The organism is Glycomyces niveus (genome assembly GCF_017592475.1).
Lineage (GTDB): Bacteria > Actinomycetota > Actinomycetes > Mycobacteriales > Micromonosporaceae > Glycomyces > Glycomyces niveus.
Genome location: NZ_JAGFNP010000002.1, coordinates 297,823 through 317,756, shown reverse-complemented (window position 1 = coordinate 317,756; position 19,934 = coordinate 297,823). Strand labels below are relative to the sequence as shown.

20 protein-coding genes are annotated in these 19,934 nt (G+C 72.6%); 11 read left to right on the top strand and 9 right to left on the bottom strand.

What is annotated here, in order from left to right:
- Positions 1-40: 40 nt before the first annotated feature.
- Together J5V16_RS25375 and J5V16_RS04405 are read left to right on the top strand one after the other, a co-directional pair.
- Positions 41-1,297, top strand: coding sequence for a sensor histidine kinase (locus J5V16_RS25375; protein ID WP_208494845.1), 1,257 nt, complete (start codon positions 41-43; stop codon positions 1,295-1,297).
- Positions 1,294-1,899, top strand: coding sequence for a response regulator transcription factor (locus J5V16_RS04405; RefSeq protein WP_208494844.1), 606 nt, complete (start codon positions 1,294-1,296; stop codon positions 1,897-1,899). The genes J5V16_RS25375 and J5V16_RS04405 overlap by 4 nt, the downstream gene beginning before the upstream one ends.
- On the opposite strand, the gene J5V16_RS04400 is transcribed toward J5V16_RS04405, so the two are convergent.
- Both J5V16_RS04400 and J5V16_RS04395 read right to left on the bottom strand, forming a co-directional pair.
- Positions 1,896-2,729 (bottom strand): MBL fold metallo-hydrolase, encoded by an 834-nt coding sequence (locus J5V16_RS04400; protein WP_208494843.1) that lies wholly within the window; start codon positions 2,727-2,729, stop codon positions 1,896-1,898. The genes J5V16_RS04405 and J5V16_RS04400 overlap by 4 nt on opposite strands.
- Positions 2,719-3,678 carry an MBL fold metallo-hydrolase gene (locus J5V16_RS04395; protein ID WP_208494842.1) on the bottom strand — a complete coding sequence of 320 codons (960 nt, stop codon included), beginning with the start codon at positions 3,676-3,678 and terminating at the stop codon, positions 2,719-2,721. Before J5V16_RS04395 ends, J5V16_RS04400 begins: the two co-directional genes overlap by 11 nt.
- 92 nt (positions 3,679-3,770) lie before the next feature.
- Between J5V16_RS04395 and J5V16_RS24905 the strand changes: the two genes are divergently transcribed.
- Positions 3,771-4,070: a LysR family transcriptional regulator gene (locus J5V16_RS24905; protein ID WP_208495110.1), complete on the top strand. Its 300-nt coding sequence runs from the start codon at positions 3,771-3,773 to the stop codon at positions 4,068-4,070.
- Here the strand turns inward: J5V16_RS24905 and J5V16_RS04385 are convergent.
- Entirely contained in the window at positions 4,064-4,939 is an 876-nt protein-coding gene (locus J5V16_RS04385; protein WP_208494841.1) for a serine hydrolase, read from the bottom strand. The two genes, J5V16_RS24905 and J5V16_RS04385, sit on opposite strands and share 7 nt — an antisense overlap.
- Positions 4,940-5,082: 143 nt before the next feature.
- Here J5V16_RS04385 and J5V16_RS04380 point away from each other — a divergent pair, with 143 nt between their 5' ends.
- A complete protein-coding gene (locus J5V16_RS04380; RefSeq protein WP_208494840.1) occupies positions 5,083-5,403 on the top strand; it encodes a hypothetical protein in 321 nt (106 codons plus the stop codon).
- Positions 5,404-5,454: 51 nt separating this feature from the next.
- On the opposite strand, the gene J5V16_RS04375 is transcribed toward J5V16_RS04380, so the two are convergent.
- Positions 5,455-7,884 carry a S8 family serine peptidase gene (locus J5V16_RS04375; protein WP_208494839.1) on the bottom strand — a complete coding sequence of 810 codons (2,430 nt, stop codon included), beginning with the start codon at positions 7,882-7,884 and terminating at the stop codon, positions 5,455-5,457.
- Between the two features lie 99 nt (positions 7,885-7,983).
- Positions 7,984-9,210: an MFS transporter gene (locus J5V16_RS04370; RefSeq protein WP_208494838.1), complete on the bottom strand. Its 1,227-nt coding sequence runs from the start codon at positions 9,208-9,210 to the stop codon at positions 7,984-7,986.
- Positions 9,211-9,250: 40 nt separating this feature from the next.
- Here J5V16_RS04370 and J5V16_RS04365 point away from each other — a divergent pair, with 40 nt between their 5' ends.
- Positions 9,251-9,748, top strand: coding sequence for a MarR family winged helix-turn-helix transcriptional regulator (locus J5V16_RS04365; protein WP_208494837.1), 498 nt, complete (start codon positions 9,251-9,253; stop codon positions 9,746-9,748).
- Positions 9,749-9,779: 31 nt separating this feature from the next.
- Here J5V16_RS04365 and J5V16_RS04360 read toward each other — a convergent pair whose 3' ends face one another.
- The 3 genes from J5V16_RS04360 to J5V16_RS04350 all read right to left on the bottom strand — a co-directional run bounded on the left by J5V16_RS04360 (position 9,780) and on the right by J5V16_RS04350 (position 12,445).
- A complete protein-coding gene (locus tag J5V16_RS04360) occupies positions 9,780-10,628 on the bottom strand; it encodes an NmrA family NAD(P)-binding protein (protein WP_208494836.1) in 849 nt (282 codons plus the stop codon).
- Positions 10,629-10,818: 190 nt separating this feature from the next.
- Positions 10,819-11,406 carry a TIGR03086 family metal-binding protein gene (locus J5V16_RS04355; RefSeq protein ID WP_208494835.1) on the bottom strand — a complete coding sequence of 196 codons (588 nt, stop codon included), beginning with the start codon at positions 11,404-11,406 and terminating at the stop codon, positions 10,819-10,821.
- Between the two features lie 88 nt (positions 11,407-11,494).
- Positions 11,495-12,445: a helix-turn-helix transcriptional regulator gene (locus J5V16_RS04350; RefSeq protein ID WP_208494834.1), complete on the bottom strand. Its 951-nt coding sequence runs from the start codon at positions 12,443-12,445 to the stop codon at positions 11,495-11,497.
- A gap of 85 nt (positions 12,446-12,530) precedes the next feature.
- Between J5V16_RS04350 and J5V16_RS04345 the strand changes: the two genes are divergently transcribed.
- The 4 genes from J5V16_RS04345 (at position 12,531) to J5V16_RS04330 (ending at position 15,569) form a co-directional block, all read left to right on the top strand.
- Positions 12,531-12,935, top strand: a complete 405-nt coding sequence (locus J5V16_RS04345) for a VOC family protein (RefSeq protein WP_208494831.1) — start codon at positions 12,531-12,533, stop codon at positions 12,933-12,935.
- A gap of 1 nt (position 12,936) precedes the next feature.
- Entirely contained in the window at positions 12,937-13,290 is a 354-nt protein-coding gene (locus J5V16_RS04340; protein ID WP_208494827.1) for a YdeI/OmpD-associated family protein, read from the top strand.
- Between the two features lie 43 nt (positions 13,291-13,333).
- Positions 13,334-14,479 (top strand): methionine aminotransferase, encoded by a 1,146-nt coding sequence (locus tag J5V16_RS04335; RefSeq protein ID WP_208494825.1) that lies wholly within the window; start codon positions 13,334-13,336, stop codon positions 14,477-14,479.
- Positions 14,480-14,636: 157 nt separating this feature from the next.
- Entirely contained in the window at positions 14,637-15,569 is a 933-nt protein-coding gene (locus tag J5V16_RS04330; RefSeq protein ID WP_208494818.1) for a DMT family transporter, read from the top strand.
- A 51-nt stretch (positions 15,570-15,620) separates the two neighbouring features.
- Here J5V16_RS04330 and J5V16_RS04325 read toward each other — a convergent pair whose 3' ends face one another.
- Positions 15,621-16,454: an undecaprenyl-diphosphate phosphatase gene (locus tag J5V16_RS04325; RefSeq protein ID WP_208495109.1), complete on the bottom strand. Its 834-nt coding sequence runs from the start codon at positions 16,452-16,454 to the stop codon at positions 15,621-15,623.
- Between the two features lie 279 nt (positions 16,455-16,733).
- On the opposite strand from J5V16_RS04325, the gene J5V16_RS04320 reads away from it, so the two are divergent.
- Both J5V16_RS04320 and J5V16_RS25370 read left to right on the top strand, forming a co-directional pair.
- Positions 16,734-19,259, top strand: a complete 2,526-nt coding sequence (locus J5V16_RS04320; RefSeq protein ID WP_208494817.1) for a sensor histidine kinase — start codon at positions 16,734-16,736, stop codon at positions 19,257-19,259.
- Entirely contained in the window at positions 19,256-19,930 is a 675-nt protein-coding gene (locus J5V16_RS25370; RefSeq protein WP_208494815.1) for a response regulator, read from the top strand. The genes J5V16_RS04320 and J5V16_RS25370 overlap by 4 nt, the downstream gene beginning before the upstream one ends.
- Positions 19,931-19,934 lie beyond the last annotated feature (4 nt).

Below are 19,934 nucleotides of genomic sequence, written 5' to 3'. Positions count from 1 at the left end.
TGACAAATGTCATCCAGCACCGGGGTGGTTGAATCTCGGGGTGCCCCTTGAAGCTGAGCCCTCCGCGCGGAATCTGCGCCGCCTGCGCACGTACACGTTCTTCACCGTGATCGGCACCGGCCCGGTCGTGCTGTTGATGGCCGCGCTGTTCCTCGCCGGATCGGAGATGACCGGCACCCACCTGGCGCTGGCGGGCGGGGCCGCGACGGTCTCGGTCGTGTTCTGCACGGCCGCGCTCGCGCTCCACTGGCACGGGCAGGGCCCGTTGCGGCGCAGGGTGTTCTGGTCGCTGTCGCTCGCCGCGCTCGTCGCCGGTGCGGCCGTCGAGGCGAACGCGGGTGCGATCCAGAGCGAGTGGGCGGCCCCGGCCGGTCTGCTCGCCGCCGAGTTCGCGCTGTGGGCCAGGCCCGGGAAGCGCGCGTACGCCCTCGGGTGGGCGTGCCTGGTCGCGATCGGCGCCGTCATCGGGCTCGCGCAGCTGGGCCTCATCGCCCCCGAGGCGGTGGTCGTGTCGGTGCTGATGGTGCCCACGATCGGCACCGCGATCGTCTGCCAGCTGTGGCACTACCAGGTCGCGAAGGAACTCGAGCAGGCGCGCGGGCTCGCCGCGGACCTCGCCGTCGCCGAGGAGCGGCTGCGGTTCGCGGGCGAGCTGCACGACATCCAAGGCGGGAACCTGCAGGCGATCACGTTGAAGGCGCAGGTCGCGCGGCGGCTCATCACCGTCGACCCAGAGCGGGCCGAGGCGGAGATGCAGGCGGTGGAGGACCTGGCGCGGACGGCGCTGAAGGACACGCGCGAGGTCGTGGGCGGATACCGGAAGGTCGCCCTCGCCGACGAGATCGACTCGGCTGCGAGGATTCTCAAGTCGGCGGGCGTGCAGGCGACCGTGCCCGACGCCGCGCCGTCACTCGACGAGGACACCGAGAAGCTCCTGGGGCTGCTCGTGCGCGAGGCCACGACGAACCTCATCCGGCACGCCGAACCGACCGCCGCCGACGTCTCGATCATCGAGGTCGACGCGGAGGTCACCGTGACGGTGACGAACAACGGCGCGCCCGCCCCTGCCGGGGGCGGCAACGGCCTCACCATGCTCAAGGACCGGTTCACCGAGGCGGGCGGCACTGTCGAGCACGTGCACGACGGCGACCGGTTCGTCCTCAAGGGCACCGTGCCGCGCCCGCAGCCGGAGGCCCAGCCCCAGGCGAAGCGCCGGGCGCAGGCGAAGCGCCAAGGCGCGCAGGCGAGGCGGGTGCCGCCGTCGCAGCGGCTCGCGGGCAGGCGGGTCCGGCGGTGATCCGGCTCCTGGTCGCCGACGACGAGACGCTGGTGCGCGAAGCGCTCGCCGTGCTGCTCGGGCTCGAACCCGACCTGACCGTGATCGCCCAGGCCGACAACGGCGCCGACGCGGTGACGCTCGCCGAGTCCCGCCTCCCCGACATCGCCGTGCTCGACCTCGAGATGCCGCCGCAGGACGGGCTGTGGGCCGCCGAGCGCATCCGTGAGGCCAACCCCGGCGTCAAGGTCATGCTCGTGACACGGCACGCGCGACCGGGCGTGCTGCGCCGGGCCCTCGCCGCGGGCGTCTCCGGGTTCGTCCCCAAGACCACCCCGGCCGAGCGGCTCGCCCAGATCATCCGCGACATCGGCCAGGGCCGCCGCTACATCGACCCTGAGATCGCCGCGACGGCCCTCACCGAGGACCGCTCGCCCCTGACCGAGCGGGAGCTCGACCTGCTCCGCGCGACCAGGGGCGGCGGCACGATCGAGGAGATCGCCGCGCAGCTCCACCTCGCGCCCGGGACCGTGCGCAACTACCTCTCGAGCGCGATGCGCAAACTGGACAAGAGGACCCGCCACGCCGCCGCCCAGCACGCCTGGGAGCAGGGCTGGATCTAGCGTTCGATCGTGAACGACTCGAGGTGGTCCAGCAGCACGAACTCGGAGTCCGGGCTGTACTGCGCGACCTTCTCCCCCAGGGCCGCGCCGCCGAAGAGGTCCACGGCCGGCTCGGTCAGCGGCTCCTCGTAGTCGTCCCAGTGCGTCGGGATGACGTACGGCGGGCTGCCGACCGCCGCGAACAGCCGCTCCTCGTAGTCGGGGTAGTTCGGGTTGCGGCCCTGCATGAACAGGACCGTCGGCCGGATGCCCGCGATCTCGCGTTCGTGGAACGACGGCACCGCGTTGAAGTACAGCGAGATCTCGCCGAACGTCACCAGGTAGGCGAGGCTGCCGCCCTCCACGAGGTCCTTGATGACCTCGGGCCGGCGCGGCGTCTCGCCCGGGCGCGTGCCCGGGAACAGCAGGCTCTTGTGCTTGCCGGTGACGCCGTGGGAGGACCGGAAGACCTCCACGGTGTAGCCCTCGAACTGGTAGAGCTCGCCGCCGCCGACCTGCGCCAACTGCTCCTCGGGAGTGCCCATGGCGCGCAGCAGGTTCAAGTGCGTCTCGGTGCCCAGCACCGTGGCGCCGGTCTTAGCGGCGACGTACGGGACGTCGGCGATGTGGTCGAAGTGCGCGTGCGTGATCAGGATCGAGTCGGCGGTGGCGATGTGCTCGTCGACCGCGGCCTCGTCGATCGTGATCGGCGTGTCCGGGTCGAACTCGCCGGGCTTGGTCGCGCCGGTGTAGGTGCGCGAGACGTACGGGTCGACCAGCACCGTGGTGCCGCCGCCCGTCACCTCCCAAGCGTTGGTGCCCAGCCAGCGGACGGTGACCTCAGAAGTCATGGCTCTCCAGGTGGTCGATGAGGAGGAACTCGGAGTCGGGACTCGCGGCGGCCACGCGCTCGCGCAGGGCCTCCACGTCGCCGCCGGGGACGGCGGGCTCGGTCAGCGGCTTGTCGAAGTCGTCCCAGTGCGTCGCGATCACGTACGGCGGGAAGCCCGTCGCCTCCAGCAGCCGCTCCACGTACCCGGGGGTGTGCCCGCCGCCGGGCTGCACGAACACGGCCGTCGGGCGCAGGTGCGCGATCTCGTGCTCGTGGAAGTTCGCCGAGCCGGCGTTGAAGAACGAGACGCCGCCGAAGTCGAGCATGAAGGTGAGGCTGCCGCCCTCGACGAGGTCCTTGATCTTCTTGGGGCGCTTGGGGACCTCGCCGGGGCGGGTGCCGCCGAACAGGATCCGCTTGTGCTCGCCGCTCGCCGAGTGCGAGGACCGGAAGACTTCGACGGTGTAGCCGTCGAACTGGTAGAGCTCGCCGCCGAGGACCTGCGAGAGCTGCGCTTCAGGGGCGTCCATGGCGCGCAGCAGGTTCAGGTGCGTCTCGGTGCCGAGCACCGTCGCGCCCGTGCGGGTGGCGAGGTACGGGACGTCGGCGATGTGGTCCCAGTGGCCGTGCGTGACGAGGATGGTGTCGGCCTTCGGCAGGTGCTCGTCGATCACGTCCTCGTGGACCTCGATCTCGGTCTCGGGATCGGCGCCCTCCTCGGTGTAGGCGCCGGTCGGGAACCGGCTCACCCACGGGTCGATGAGGACGGTCGCGTTCGCGGTCGTGAACTCCCAGGCGTTCGTGCCGAGCCAGCGCAGCCGCACCGCCGGAGCCTCGGGCTGCGTGTCGTCTTCCTGGGCGGCGGCGATACCGCCGACCGCGGCGGTCGCGGCGAGCGCGGTGGCGCCGGTGCCGATGAGGAGGCCGCGGCGGCGGATCGGCGGAGTGGGATCGTTCGGAGTGTTCATGGCGGACATTCAAACCGAAGTGTCCCCCGGCGTCCAATATCAACGCGCCTATGGACCGATACGGCCGTTGATATCGTTGCCGCGTGGACATCATGCGGCACTTGGAGTGCTTCCTGGCGGTTGGAGAGGAACGTCACTTCGGGCGGGCCGCGGAGCGTCTGGGCATGGAGCAGCCGCCGTTGAGCCAGCGCATCCGGCGGCTTGAGAAGGAGCTGGGCGCGGAGCTGTTCGACCGCGGCGGCGGGCAGGTGCAGCTGACGCCGGCGGGACACATACTCATGCGGGAGGCGCCGGAGCTGCTGCGGGCGCATCAGCGCATGCGGACGCTGGTGCGGCGGGCGGCCGAGACGGACCCGGCGAATCCGCCGCGGCCGTGGTCGGCGCTCTACTGATCGAGCGCTTCGGTGAGGGCGAGGGCGGCTCGGCTCATGGCGAGTTCGACTTCGCGGAAGTTGCCGCGCGTGACCTGCGCGAAGACGGCGATGGCGTGGCGGCGGCCGTCGGGCCACTCCCAGACGGCGACCTCGTTGAGCCAGCCGGGGAGCGAGCCGGAGCGGCCGAAGGGCTTGACGGTGCTGGGGGCGAGGCGGGAGAGGCGGCCTCCGGTGAGCTGGCGGCCCATCCAGTGGCGCACGTCGGCGGCCACGGGCGCGGGGCCGTTCCATATGTGCCGCAGGAACGCGGTCATGTCGGCGGGCGTGGACGCGTTGGTGCGCATGGGGTCCCAGGCGCTGGTGGCGCGTAGTTCGGCGGTGGTGACCGCGCCGCTCTGGAGGACGTGGGCGAGGGCCTCGAGGTCGGCGATGTCGAGGTCGCGGGCGACCTCTTCGAGGATGGTGCGGGGCGAGCCGAGCAGCCGGGTGCGCTTGAGGCCGAGGCGCGAGGGCAGGCTGCGCAGGGCGCCCGCGCCCATGTGCTTGACGACGAGGTCGGCGGCTGAGTTGTCGGAGACCTCCATCATGAGCGACGCGAGGTCCCACACGGCGATCTGCGAGTCGTAGCGGAACCCGGCGACACCGGTCCCGCCGAGCCGGTCGGCGGCCGTGACGCGCACGGGCGCGGCGGGATCGATGAGCCCCGCCTCGACCTGCGAGCGGAACTCCCAGGCGATGAAGAGCTTCACCACCGACACGAGGATCACCGGGTCGTGCTCGCGTACGCCGATGCCGCGCCCGTCGGCGAGGTCGCGGATATGGGCGGAGACCTTGGCGCCCAATGGCGCGAAGTACTGCTCGAGGTCCATGGACGCTCCCGGGGTCACTGGCCGTTCCTCTCCGCTGTGGTGAAGGGCAGATTATCCGCGCGCGGCCGAAGCGTCCGAGGACCGCCGGGTATTCGCAGCGGTCCCTGAGCCTGGGCAGATGCGTTTCCAGTGGCGACAGGTGCTCGTTATGCTTGGCGGTCATGGAGGAGTATCCGCTGGTCCGGGAGGTGTTTCCCGACCTCGTCGCCGAGGTCGCCCGGCTGCTCGAGGCCGAGGGCGAGCGGTATCTGGCGATCGTGGCGCACGACCTCCGGCTCGTCGCGCCCTGCGGCTGCAAGGACGATTTCTGCCAGAGCTTCCGCACCGCTGAGCATCCGCCCGGGACGCCGTACGGGCCGGGCCACCGCAATGTCATGCTCGATCCCGAGGAGGGCATGCTCATCCTCGACGTCGTCGACGAGCGGATCGTGTACGTCGAAGTCCTGTTCCATCCGCCGCTGGTGCGCAAGGACGGCGGTTGAGCCGGACGGTCGTATGAAGGCGGGTGCCCTGGTGGCGCCCGCCTCGTTCGTTCAGCGGGCGGCGGTCATCGGGGCGAGGGCGGCGTCGCCGGTGTCCTCGGCGACCGCGTTCGCGATGGCGAGGGCGAAGTCCTGGCGGAGGCCGTCGGTGGGCGCGGCCCCTGGTGCGTGCTGGGTGACCGAGACGCCGCGCACGCGGACGGTGTAGACGCCGTCCTCAGGTGCGGTGACGGTGATCTGCTGGACGTTGTTGGTGACGCGGGTGGCCGGGTTCGCGTCCCAGTTGAGCACGGCGCCCGAGGGCGTCTCGAGCTGCAGGTACAGCTCGTTCACGAGCCCGCCCAGGCCTTCGAGCGAGGGCGCGTCCGTCCACACGAGCGTGATCTTGAGCGGCTGCTCGGGGTCGGCCGCCTCGATCCGGTAGCGGCGGATCTCGCCGGTCGCGACGGCGTCGGCGGGGACATCGGCGAAGCGGCTGAGGTGTGCGCTCCCGATGGCGCTGGCGACGTCGATGCGGCCGAAGCCGCTCACCGGGTTCGGGCCCTCCGGGACCTCCCCGGGGTACTGGCCGGGGATCGCGACCGCGCCGTTCACCAAGAGCGCCTTGAGGAGCGCGGCGGAGGGGCGGCGGCCGTCCTCGGTGTGGCCCTGTGCGACGAGGTGCTGGCGCACCAGCGCCGCCGCGCCCGCGACGAGCGGGGTGGCCATGCTCGTGCCGCCGCTCCAGCAGTAGTGCTCGCGCAGCGGGTGGCCCTCGGGCAGGCGGCCCCACAGGGGCTCGCCGTCCCCGGCGTACACCGAGGTGAGCATGGAGAGCACGTTGGTGCCCGGGGCGACCACGTCGGGTTTGATGCGCAGGTCGTCGGTGGGGCCGCGCGAGGAGAACGCGGCCATGCCGTCGGGGTCGTCCGAGACGTGCCCGGCCGCGCCGAGCTTCTGGTAGCGGCCCCACTGGCTCCAGGTGCGGTCGAGGCCGGGCGGCGGTTCGGAGCCACTGGGGCGCGTGTTCTCGCTGGCGCCCACGGTGAGGCAGTTCTTGGCGGTGCCGGGCGAGCCCATCGAGTCGGGGTCGATGCGGCCGTCGTTGTCGGCGTCGGCGCCGTCGTTCCCGGCCGCGAAGAGCACCAGCATGTCCGGGTGGGTCCACATGAACTCGTCGACGGCCCGCGCGTTCTGCCCGTACTCCCCCGCGAGCGGCGCGCCCCACGAGTTGGTGTGGACGCGAGCGCCCGCCTCGTAGGCCTCGGCGAAGAGCGCGCCGATGTCGCCGGGGATGCCGTACAGGCCCGATTCGGGCGGCGGCCAGGGGGTCGTGAAGGGACGGAGTCCGGCGGCGGCGAGCTCGGCGCGGGACTTCCAGCGGATGCGCTGGTTGATCGCCTGGAAGAAGAGCGTGGCCTCGGGGGCGATGCCGGCGGGGACTGGGACCGCCCCGGCTTGGCGGGCGGCCTCGCCGTTGCCGAGGACCGAGCCGGTGACGTGCGTGCCGTGCCCGGAGTCGGTGTCGGCCGGGCCGTCGTCGTGGCCGGGCGGGTCGTTCGTGAACGGCGCCAGGACTTCCCGGGTCGGCCAGGAGGTGATCGCGGCGACGCGGCCGCGCACGTCGGCGTGCACGGTCTCGAGGTCGCCGTTGTCGAGCCCGGAGTCGGCCACGGCCACGATCTGGCCCGCGCCGGTGAGCGCGAGGTCGCCGAAGCGGTGGTCGGCGGGGACGCCCATGACCGCGGCCGCCTGGTCGTTGCTGGTCTGGGAGAACGCGTACGGCATGATCGCCTGCACGCCTTCGCGTTCGGCGAGGTCGGCGATGAGGGAGCGCGGGACGCTCGCCACAAGGGACTTGGGGAGGGCGGTGAGCACGGAGCCGCCCGCGGCCCGGATGCGGCGGGCCAGCGCGGCGGTGTCCTCGCCGGGGAAGACGGCGACCTCGATCATCTCGGGGCCGTCGTCGGTGAAGTCGTCGGGGTCGACGGCCGCGAGGTAGGCCGCGTCGAGTTGGCGCCGGGGCGCGGGGTGGAGTTTCGGGGAGACCTTCATGGCGGGCCGGTAGGGGGTGACCTCCTCGACGAAGCCGAGGCCCCGGATCGCCTCGGCGCGTTCGGGAAGGAACCCGGCGAGCATGGTGAAGCCGGAGAGGCTGCCGTGGAGGTCGGCTCCGGCCGCGGCGAGGTCGTCGAGCCAGGCGGCGGTGGGCGGGCCGATGAGTTTGACGAGGTAGTAGGCGGTGCGGCCCGGTTCGGGAGCGAGGGTGACGGCGGCCTGGGCGTCGAGGGCGGCGGCGAACTGGAAGCTGGCGCCGGCGGTCTGGACGGGCTGCTCGGGCAGGGGCGTGGTCTCGAGGCCCTGCGAGGCGAGGGCGCGGGCCTGGCGGGGCGTGCCGGTGACGAGGAGCTGGTCGGGGTATTCGGCGAGGACTTCCATCCCGGTCTCGAGGACGGTGTCGCGGTCGTCGGTGCGCCGGAGGGTGACGAGGAGTCTGGACATGGCGGCCTTCTTCGGAGGGGGTCGTCGGCCGTCCTGTCAGGGCGGTGGGACGGCCACTATTGAGGCTACGCCTCGATCACGGTGCGTAGGTCCCCCATTTCAGGCGGCTGCGGGCACGGGCATTGCGCGGGATGCGGTCGGGGCGGGGTGGGGCCGGTCGGCGCTGAGGAGGATGGCGCCTCCGATGAGGACGGCGGCGGCGAGGGCGGCCCAGAGCTGCCAGGTGCCGGCGTCGAGGAGGAGGCCGAGGAGCATGGGGGCGAGGGTGCGGCACAGGGACCAGGAGAGCTGGTAGACGGAGAGGTAGCGGCCGCGCATGTGGTCGGGGGCGGCCTGGACGGCGAGGCTTTCGGCGGGCGCGGCGTGGATGAGCTCGCCCGCGGTGTAGACGACGGCGACGGCGAGGACCGCGACGACGGCGGCGGTGCCGTCGAGGGCGGGCAGGAAGGCGAAGGCCGCGAAGGAGAGGGCGAAGACGGCCGTGCCGAGGGCGGCGCCGCGGCCGCGGCGGGCGCGGGACATGAGGCGGGCGACCGGTACGCCGAGTCCGGCGATGAGCGCGGTGTTGACGGCGAAGACGATGCCGGCCATGGCGTCGGGGAGGTCGGTGGCGCGGGTGAGGAAGACGGGCATGGCGATGGCCTGGGCGGTGTAGGCGAAGCCGATGAGGAAGTTCGCGGCGGTGAGCCTGCGGTAGCGGCGGTCGGCGAGGACGGTGCGGTAGCCGCCGGTCTCGGCGGGCGCGGACCGGGTGCCTTTGGCGCGCACGGCGATGAGGGCGGCGAGGACGGTGGCGACGGCGAAGGCCGCGGCGAGGGCGAGCGCGGCGGCGAGGTGGCCGCCGTCGCCGGCGGCGAGCATGCCGGCGGCGGCGAGGGCGCCGAAGCCCATGCCGCCGTTGCGAAGGCTCCGGTTCCAGGCGAGGAGGCGGTCGCGTTTGGCGCCGGCGGCCATGTCCCCGATGAGGGACTGCTGGGCGGGGGCGGAGGCCCACATGGCGACGGCGACGGTGAGCGCGACGGCGAGGAACGCGGGGTAGGAGGTGGCGAGGGGGTAGAGCGCGAAGGCGACGGCGCGGAGGGCGAGCGCGCCGATGTAGACGCGCTTGCCGCCGTGGCGGTCGATGAGGACGCCGACGACGGGCATCGCGGCGAGGGCGCCGAGCCCGGCGAGGGTGAGGCCGGTGCCGATCGCGGTGAGGGGCTGGCCGGTGAGGGCGTGCACGAACAGCATGGTGAGGGGGACGTAGATGCCGTTGCCGACGGCGTCGACGACGGTGGCGGCGATGAAGCGGCGGCGGGCGGTCACGCCGGATTTATCTTCCATGGAAGACATTTTAGCTTCCATGGAAGATATAATGCAAGGCATGGAGACGAATGGATCGGACGATGCCGTCGCCGCGATGGTCGGGCAGTGGGGGCGCGAGCGCCCGGACCTGGATGCCTCGCCGATGCTGGTGGTGGGCAGGGTGTTCCGGCTCGCGAGCGCGTGGGACCGGGAACTGCGCGGCCCCTTCGCGGAGGCGGGCCTCGCCAACGGCGACTTCGACGTGCTCGCCGCGCTGCGCCGGGCCGGTGAGCCGTACACGCTGTCGGCGGGCGAGCTGAGCCGGACGGTGCTCGTGACGACCGGCGCGATCACGAAGCGCGTGGACCGGCTGGAGGCGGGCGGATGGGTGACGCGCGCGGTCGCCGAGGAGGACTCGCGCGGACGCCGGATCACGTTGACACCGCAAGGGTTCGAGCTCACCGACACGCTCATGGAGGTCCATCTGGCGAACCAGCGCGAGCTCATCGCGGTCCTGGACGAGCGGGAGCGGGCCTCGCTGGAGGCGCTGCTGGCGAAGCTCTTGGGCCGCGAGTGAAGGCCGGGCCAATCGCGGCCCGGCCCTGTCGCTATGCGCTCCAGGCGCCCTCGGCGGCGGCGCGCTTCGCCCAATCGGCGAACGCGGTCGGCTTGCGGCCCAGCACCTGTTCGACACCGTCAGCGACGTCGCCGATCCTGCCCTCGCGCATGATCCGGTACATCGCGTCGAGGAAGAACACGAGGTCCTCGGGCACCTGCTCGGCGCGCAGCACGGCGGCGTACTCCTCGGCGGTCACGTTCTGGAACACGACGGCGCGGCCGGCCGCCTCCGCAATCGAATGGACCGCCTCGGGGAAGGTGAGCGCCTCGGGGCCGCTCAGCTCGTAGGTCTTGCCGTGGTGGCCGTCCTCGGTGAGGACCGCGACGGCGACGGCCGCGATGTCCTCGACGTCGATGAACGGTTCCACAGTGTCGTCGACTGGCAGGAACAGCTCGCCCGCGAGGACCGCCGGGAGCATGTCGCCCTCGCTGAAGTTCTGGTTGAAGTTGTTGGCCTGCAGGACGGTCCACTCCAGGCTCGAAGCCTGGACGGCCTCCTGGAGGGCGTACATACCGATCGCCTCGGGGCCCGCGCCGACCGCTTCGGCGAGGACGTGGATGCGCCGGCCCGACTGGGCGACCAGTCGCTCGACGCCCGCCTGCTCGGCGGCGGCGACGATCCCGGCGGCGGGGAACGGCTCGTCCGGCGGGATCAGGTAGGCGGCGGTGACGCCTGCGAGGGCCGCGGCCCAGGTCGACTCGTCGTGCCAGTCGAAGCGGATGTCGGTGCTTCGCGAGACGCCGCGCACGGTGTGCCCGGCCTCGGCGAGGCGGGCGGTGAGGCGGCGGCCGACCTTGCCGGTGGCGCCAGTGACCAGGATGATGTGCTCGTTGCTCATGTCCCCCAGTCAAGTCGGTCGGGGGCGCGACGCCCATCGCTGAGACGCCACGATCCATGCGCGTGCGTCTACGCCCCGTCGAGACCCTCGGTCCGGTGCCGGGGAACCCGGCGGGGGCGGCATGCATCGGTACGGCGGCCGGGTCTCCGGATGCCGAAGCGGCATTCGGAGACCCGGCCGTACTCGGCTTCTAGGCGGCGGTCCACTCGGGATCGCGGCCGAGGTAGCGCAGGAGGGCCGCGACGGCGTCGTCGCCGTCCTGCGGCTCGAGCGCGGGGGCGTAAGCGCCCCAGGCGCGCAGCGGCTCCACGATCTGCTTGGCCGCGATCAGGATCGCGGTCGCGGCGGTCTCGCTGAGCGGCTGCGGCTGGCCCGTGGCCTTCGCGATGTCCCAGGCGTGGACGGCCGCATCGAGGGCGCAGGCCCCCACCCCGGTCACGGCGTCGAGCGTGTTGGGCGGCACCGGGACCGCGACGGCGGCGTCGTCTGCGGCGATGCCCGCCCAAGCCGCGGCGGCGGCCTCGGTCGCGGCGGCGACGTGGGCGACCGGGTCGGCCAGCGGCGTTCCCGAAGGCGCGAACGGGTTCTCGGCCGGGCCTTCCCCGCCGGTGATCGCGGCGTAGTACGCGAGCTGGTCGCCCGCGGCGTGCTGCAGCACCTGGGTGACGGTCCACTGGTCGCAAGGCGTCGGCAGGTCCCACTGGTCGGCGCCGACGCCCTTGACGGCGTTGAGCAGGGCGTCGTGGGATTCGGCGAGGAGGGGCCAGGTGGTGGTCATGTGTTGCTCCCTAGGGGTGGTTCCGATATCACCATCTTATCAGAACGGAATGCTTCATTCCAATAATCTGCGATGATTCTCTCGGATCCTAGGACGCGGCCGCCACGTAGCGGGCGGCGAGCGCCGCCAGGTGGTCGCGGAGTGCCTGCGGCGCTTCGACTTTGAAGGGCAGCCCCAGGCCGGTGATGAAGGTCGTGAGGTCGCGCAGGGAGTCGCTGCCGGTGCGCCACAGGCAAGCCCCCTCCCCCGCCGGCTCGAGGAGGCCGCTGCCGGGCGGGAGCATCGCCGCGATCGTCTCGACGGGCTCGTACAGGCGGATCACCGCCTGGTGCCGCCAGGCGCTCTGGCCCAGGCCGCGCAGGACGTGCGCGACCGCCTCCTCCGGCGGCTCCTTCGGGGCGAACCGGGGGCCGTTCGGGGTGCGCAGGCGGATGCGGTCGGCCCGGTAGGTGCGCCAGTCGGCGCGGTCCACGTCCCAGGCCAGCAGGTACCAGCGCCGCTCGGTGTAGACGAGCCGGTGCGGCTCGGCGCGGCGGCGCGTCGCCGCGCCCGCCCGGTCGCGGTAGTCGAAGCGCAGCTGCTCGCACCGGTAGACGGCCTCGGCGATCGCGGTCAGGACCTCCGCGGCCACCGTGGGACCCGCGCCCGCGGCCGAGACCGTCGCCGACCTGAGCATGTCGATGCGGCGGCGCAGGCGCGAGGGCATCGTCTGCTCGAGCTTGGCCAGCGCCCGCAGCGAGGTCTCCTCGATGCCGGCCACCGAGCCAGAGGCCGCCGCGCGCAGGCCCACCGCGACCGCCACGGCCTCCTCGTCGTCGAGGAGCAGGGGCGGCATGGCGTTCCCGGCCTCGAGCCGGTAGCCGCCCGCGCTGCCGGTGGTGGAGTGGACGCGGTAGCCGAGCTGGCGGAGCCGGTCGATGTCGCTGCGCACGGTCCTGGTGGTGACGTCGAGGCGTTCGGCGAGGGCCGCGCCCGTCCAGTCGCGCTGGGCCTGCAGGAGGGCGAGGACGCGGAGCAGGCGCGCGGAGGTCTCCAACATTTTCCGATTCTCGCACGCATTGAGGAAGCGAACCTTCCGCAATGGGCCATAGCGTGGTGTTCAACGACGACAAAGGAGCACGCACATGCTGCGAGGATTCAGCACCATCAGCTTTTTCGCCGAGGACCTGGAGGCCGCGAAGGCCTGGTACAGCGACCTGTTCGGTGCCGGACCGTACTTCGAGGTGCCGGGCTACATCGAGTTCCGGGTGGGCGACTACCAACACGAGATCGGAATCGCCCAGGCCGAGTGGGCGCCGCACGACATGAGCGCCGGCCCCGGCGGCGCGATCGCGTACTGGCACGTCGACGACCTCGACGCCGCCATCGAGCGGCTGACGGCCATGGGCGCCAAGGAGTACGAGCCGAAGATCGTGCGCGGCGAGGACTTCGAGACGGCCTCGTTCGTCGACCCGTTCGGGAACGTCCTCGCCGTCATGTTCAACCGGCACTACCTCGACACGCTCGCCGCGGTCACGAAGGCGGCCTAGCGTGGACGCGCTCGATCTCCCCGACCGCGAAGCGTGGGAGGCCTGGCTCGAAGCCCACCCGGACGAGACCTCGGTGTGGCTGCGCATCGGCAAGGAGCGCTCGCCGGAAGGACGGCTGCGGATCGGCCCGGCGCTCGAGGCCGCACTGTGCTTCGGGTGGATCGACGGGCACCGCAAGCGCCTCGACGGCGACTCGTTCCTGCAGCGGTACTCGCCGCGGACCAAGCGCAGCCCGTGGTCGAAGCGGAACCGGGGCATCGCCGAGGCGCTCATCGCGGCGGGGCGGATGCGCCCGGCCGGGTTCGCCGAGATCGAGCGCGCCAAGGCCGACGGGCGCTGGCCTGCCGACGACTGACGGGCAGGCCTGGGATGATGGCCGGGTTCCACGAGGAGGCACCATGAGCGGACCCGGCCGTCGGCCCCAGACCACGATCTTCACGACCATGTCGGCGCTCGCGCAGCGCCACGGCGCGGTGAACCTCGGCCAGGGCTTCCCCGACGAGTCGGGCCCCGCGCACGTGATCGAGGCGGCCGCCGCGGCGATGCGCGAGGGGCACAACCAGTACCCGCCGCTCGCGGGCGTTCCCGAACTGCGCCAGGCGATCGCCGCACACCAGGAGCGCTGGTACGGCCTCACGCCCGACCCGGCCGACGGCGTCACCGTCACCGCCGGGGCCACCGAGGCGCTCACCGCCGCGATGCTCGCCCTCGTCGACCCCGGGGACGAGGTCATCGCGCTCGAGCCGAGCTACGACTCCTACAAGGCCGCGATCACCATGGCCGGCGGGACGCTCGTGCCCGTGCGGCTCGAAGCGCCCGAGTACCGCTTGGACAGCGCCCGGCTGGCGGCCGCCGTCACCGAGCGGACCAAGCTGCTGCTGATCAACTCCCCGCACAACCCCACCGGGACGGTCCTGCACCGCGACGAGCTGGCGGCCGTCGCCGCGCTCGCGGTCGAGCGGGACCTGCTCGTGGTCACCGACGAGGTGTACGAGCACCTGGTCTTCGACGGCCGCGAGCACGTGCCGCTCGCGTCGCTGCCGGGCATGTGGGACCGCACGGTCACCATCGGCTCGGCCGGGAAGACGTTCTCGGTCACCGGCTGGAAGATCGGCTGGGCCACGGGTCCGGCCGAGCTCGTGGCGCGGGTGCAGGACGTCAAGCAGTGGCTGTCGTTCGCGTCCGGCACGCCGTTCCAGTACGGCATCGCGGCCGCGCTGGGCTCGGACGACGGGTTCTACCGCGGCTACGCGGCGGGCTACCAGGAGCGGCGCGACCTGATGGTGCACGGGCTCGAGGAGATCGGGTTCGACGTGTACGAACCGGAGGGCACCTACTTCGTCACCGCGAGCGTCGCGCCGTTCGGGTACGGGGACGGGCTGCGGTTCTGCCTGGAGCTGCCCGAGCGGTGCGGGGTCGTCGCCATCCCCACCCAGGTGTTCTACCTCGACCAGTCGCCCCGGCCGGTGGTGCGGTTCGCGTTCTGCAAGCGGCCCGAGGTGATCGCGGAGGGCCTGCGGCGGCTGGGCGCGGGCCTGGCCTGACCGGTAGGGTGGCTCCATGCCGCTGGGATTCCTTCCCCCGCCCGCCGCCTAGGGCGGGCACCTGTTCGATTGCCGCGCACGGCGTTCTGAGCCGACGCGCCTTGAGGCATGCCCGCAGACGAGAGCATCAGTCCGTTCGCTCCCTGCTGGAGAACGCATGTCCACGTCAACACTCGTCCGCTCTGCCGCGCCCGCCCGGCGCGGCCTGGCCTATCTCACCGTCACCGGCCTCGCCTGGGGCACCACCGGCGCCGCCGCCGAACTCGTCTACCGGGCCGGGGAGTTCGGCCCCGCTGCCGTCTCGTTCTGGCGCCACCTCGGCGGCCTCGTCCTGCTCCTGGCGTTCACGGCGCTGCGGCCGCGGCGACCCCGCGTGCGGTCGCCGCATCCGCTCGGCCGCCGCGCGGCCCTGCTCACCGGGACCGGGATCGGCATGGCGGTCTTCCAGACCGCGTACTTCGCGGCCGTCGAGGCCACCGGGGTCGCCGCCGCCACGCTGCTCACGCTCGGGTCGGGTCCGATCCTCACCGCGCTCGGGTCGCGGTTCCTGCTCGGGGAGCGGCTCGGCCGCGGCGGCCTGCTGGCCGTCGCCGGGGCGCTCACCGGCCTCGCGGTCCTCGTGGGCGGCAACGCCCCCGGGGTCGTGACCGCGCCCGGCGTCGCGCTCTCGCTCCTGTCGGCCGCCGGGTACGCGACCGTGACGCTCCTGGGGCGGTACACGGGCCGCAAGGGCGACGGCGAGGACCCGTTCACGCTCACGATGTGGTCCTTCGGGATCGGCGCGGCCGTCCTGCTGGTGCCCGCCTGGATCGAGGGCCTGCTCCCCCACGGCGGCGGCACCGGGCAGTCGATCGCGCTCATCGCCTACCTGGCGGCGTTCACGACCGCGCTCGCGTACCCGTTCTACTTCGCGGGGGCCGCGCTGGTGCGGGCCACGACCGCCTCGGTGATGATGCTGATCGAGCCGGTCACGGCCGCGTTCCTCGCGGTCCTGGTCCTCGGCGAGCCGATGACGGCGCCGACGGCGGCCGGGTCGCTGATCCTGCTCGGCTCGATCGCGGCGCTCGCCGCCGCCGAGTCGCGGCGCTGACCCGAAGGAGGGCCGGCCCGTCGGACCGGCCCTCCTTGCAGCGCTTGGGATCTAAGTGGCGGAGAGGTAGCCCGTCTCCAGCATGATGACGACGGCGACGCCGAGGATGCAGCGGTACCAGACGAAGATGAACACGCTGTGCTTGGCGACCCACTTGAGCATCCAGTGCACGGCCGCGAGCCCCACGAAGAACGCGATGATCGTCGCCACGAGCATCTGCGCGCCGCTCGGCACCGAACCCTCCGTGGCCGGGTCGAACACGTCGCCGAGGCTGAGGATGCCCGCGCCGAACACGGCCGGGATCGCCAGGAGGAACGAGTACCGGGCAGCCACCGAGCGGTCGAGGCCGATGAAGAGGCCGGCCGTGATCGTGCCGCCCGAGCGGGAGACGCCCGGGATGAGCGCGCCCGCCTGCGCGAAGCCGAGGATGAGGCCGTCCTTCATCCGGAAGTCGTCCCAGGTGCGGGTCTTCTTGCCCACGAGTTCGGCCAGCGCGAGCAGCAGGCCGAAGAAGATGAGGCTGAAGGCGACGAGCCAGAGGTTGCGGGCGCCCTCGCGGATCGCGTCCTTGAAGATGAGGCCGAAGAACACGATCGGGAGGGTGCCGACGATGACGTACCAGCCCAGCCGGTAGTCGGTCTCTCCGCGCAGTTCCTTGTCCCACAGGCCTTTCCACCAGGCCACGAGGATGCGGACGATGTCCTTCCAGAAGTAGAGGAGGACGGCGGTCTCGGTGCCGAGCTGGGTGACGGCGGTGAAGGAGGCGCCCGCGTCCTCTTCGAAGAAGAGCGCCGAGGTGAGGCGCAGGTGCGCGGAGGAGGAGATCGGCAGCATCTCGGTGAGGCCCTGGACGACCCCGAGCACGATGGCCTCGAACCAGGTCATGTCGACCATTCGGAGGCCCCCTTCCGGGCACGGGTCCTGCAGGGGGGAGTGTGCATTGGCGCTTCTTTCGTCACATCGACGGTCAGGCGTCGCACGGGCCTGCTTGCGGCTCCCGGCGCGACGGGGACATCTTGCCAGACTCGGTCCTGTGACCGCTCGGCACACGCGAGCGGGGTGAGGCGCGCCAGGACTGCGCCCCAAGGAGTCGAGGGCGAGAAGTTGCGCACCTTTGACGCTTTCTTGATGGCCGGTCGCGGCGTCGCGGGGAATGATGGGTCCGTGTCACGTGGCGAACTGCGGATCTACCTCGGCGCGGCCCCGGGGGTCGGCAAGACCTTCGCCGCGCTCGAAGAGGCCCGCCGCCGCAGTGCCCGCGGCACCGACGTGGTCGTCGGGTTCGTCGAGACCCACGGGCGGCGCCATACCGCTGAGCTGCTCGAAGGCCTCGAGGAGGTGCCCCGGAAGGTCGTGGGCGGCGTCGCCGAGCTCGACGTGGACGCCGTCCTCGCCCGCGCTCCCGCGGTGGCCATCGTCGACGAGCTCGCGCACGCCAACGCGCCCGGTTCGCGCAACGGCCAGCGCTGGCAGGACGTGGACGAGCTGCTCGACGCCGGGATCGACGTCATCTCGACGGTGAACGTGCACGACCTGGCGTCACTCAACGACGTGGTCGCCCAGATCACGGGGGTGCCGCAGGAGCAGACCGTCCCCGACGAGGTGGTGCGCCGCGCCGACCAGGTCGAACTCGCCGACATTACCCCCGAGGCGCTGCGCCGCCGCATGGTGCACGGGAACGTGTACCCGCCCGAGAAGGTGGGGCCGGCGCTCGCGAACTACTTCCGGGTCGGGAACCTGACGGCGCTGCGCGAGATCGCGCTGCTGTGGCTCGCGGACAAGGTCGAGGACCAGCTCGAGCAGTACCGCGAGGACCAGCACATCACCGCGACGTGGGAGTCGAAGGAGCGCGTGGTCGTGGCGCTCTCGGGCGGCGACGAGGGCGACACGCTCATCCGGCGGGCCGCGCGGATCGCGGCGCGGTCGGGCGGGGCCGACCTCAAGGCCGTGTACGTGGCCTCCGGGGACGGGCTCACCAGCGCGCGGTCGGCGCGGAACCTGGCCCGGCAGCGGAATCTCGTCGAAGGCCTCGGCGGCTCGTACCACCAGGTGGTGGGGCGGGCGATCCCGAACGCGCTCTTGGAGTTCGCGCGCGGCGTGAACGCCACGCAGCTGGTGCTGGGGGCGTCGCGGCGGGGCCGGTTCGCGCAGATGCTCTCGCGCGGCGTTGGCGTCACGACGGCGGCCAGCTCCGGGAAGATCGACGTGCACCTGGTGAGCCACGAGCGGGTCGCCACAGTGAAGCGGCCGTCCGGGGGGCGGGGCGTGGTCGCCGGCCGCAGGCGGCTCGGCATCGCGCTGGCGATCCTCGGGGTGCCGGCGCTGTGCATGGCGATGCTGCCGCTGCATGAGGAGCTGTCGCTCACGACGATGATCCTCATCGTGCTCACCGCGGTCATGGGGCTGACGCTCGCGGGCGGCATGTGGCCGGCGCTGCTGGGCGCGCTCTCGGGCAGCCTGCTGCTCAACTACTTCTTCACCGAGCCGTACAACACGCTCAAGGTCCACGACCAGGAGCAACTGATCTCGCTGGCGATCTTCATCGCGCTGGCGCTGGGCGGAGCGAGCGTGGTGAACCTGTCGGCGTCGCGGGCGCGGCTGGCGGCGCGGGCGAGCACGGAGGCGCAGACGCTGGCGACGCTCGCGGGGACCGTGCTGCGCGGCGGCAGCCGGGTGGAGGACCTGCTGGAGCGGTTGCGGGAGACGTTCTCGCTCGAGTCGGCGACGCTCCTCGAGCGCACCGAGGCCGGGGCGGGCCCGGCCGAGCGGCAGGACGCCAAGCTGTGGCGGGTCGTCGCGTGCGCGGGCGAGGGCTGCGCGAGCCCGGGAGCGGCGGAGAACGACCTGCCGATCGGCGACGACCTGGCGCTGGCGCTGCGCGGGCACACCCTGGAGGCGGCTGACCGGCGGATCGCGCAGGCGTTCGCGATGCACGCGGCCGCGGCGCTGGAGCGCGAGCGGCTGGAGCGGCAGGCGGCCGCGGTGCAGCGGCTCACGGACACGGACAAGCTGCGCACGGCGCTGCTCGCGGCCGTCTCGCACGACCTGCGGACGCCGCTGGCGTCGGCGCGCGTCGCGGTGTCGAGCCTGCGGTCCACCGGGGACCTGTTCACGCCGGATGAGCACGACGAGCTGCTGGAGTCGGCCGAGACGTCGCTGGCGCGGCTGACGAGCCTGGTCGACAACCTGCTCGACATGTCGCGGCTCCAGGCCGGGGTGCTCGGGGCGAACCCGGTGCCGGTGGCGCTGGACGACGCGGTGCCGTGGGCGCTCGACGAGATCGGGGACGCGGCGGCGGCCGTGCGGCTCGACGTGGCCCCGGACCTGCCGGAGGTATCGGCCGATCCCGGTCTGCTGCAGCGGATCCTGGTGAACGTGGTGGCGAACGCGCTGCGGTTCAGCCCACAGGGCGTGCCGCCGCTGGTGATCGCGGGCCGGCACGGGGAGCTGGTGCAGCTGCGGGTGGTCGACCGCGGCCCCGGCGTCCCGGACGAGAGCCGGGAGTTGATGTTCACGCCGTTCCAGCGGCTCGGCGACCGCGACAACACGACCGGTGTGGGGCTGGGCCTCGCGCTCTCGCGCGGGCTCGCGGAGGCCATGGGCGGCTCGCTCGTGGCCGAGGCGACCCCGGGCGGCGGGCTGACGATGGTGCTGGCGCTGCCGCACGTGGAAGAGAAGGGAACGGAGTGATCAAGATCCTCGTCGTGGACGACGAACCGCAGATCGCGCGGGCGCTGCGGATCAACCTGACCGCGCACGGGTACGAGGTGGCGACCGCGCCCGACGGGGCGCAGGCGCTGCGCGCCGCCGCGGCGCTCGTCCCCGACCTCGTGGTGCTCGACCTGGGGTTGCCGGACATGGACGGCACCGAGGTCATCGCGGGCCTGCGGGGGTGGACGAGCGCGCCGATCCTGGTGCTCTCGGGCCGCGCCGCGAGCGCCGAGAAGATCGCCGCGCTCGACGCGGGCGCCGACGACTACGTGACCAAGCCGTTCGACATCGGGGAGCTGCTGGCCCGGGTGCGGGCCGCGACCCGCCGCGGGAACGCGGGCGGCGACTCTCCGGCGACCGAGATCGGTTCGGCCACAGTGGATCTTGCGGCGCGGACGGTCAAGCGGGACGGCGCGGAGGTGCGCCTCACCAAGACCGAGTGGCAGCTCCTCGAAGTGCTCCTGCGCAACCCCGGGAAGCTCGTGGGCCAGCGCGAGCTGCTGCACCGCGTGTGGGGCCCGAACTACGACCGGGAGACGAACTACCTGCGCCAGTACATGGCCCAGTTGCGCCGCAAGCTCGAAGCGGACCCGGCCCGGCCGGTGCACCTGCTCACCGAGCCGGGCATGGGGTACCGGTTCAAGCCGTAGCCGC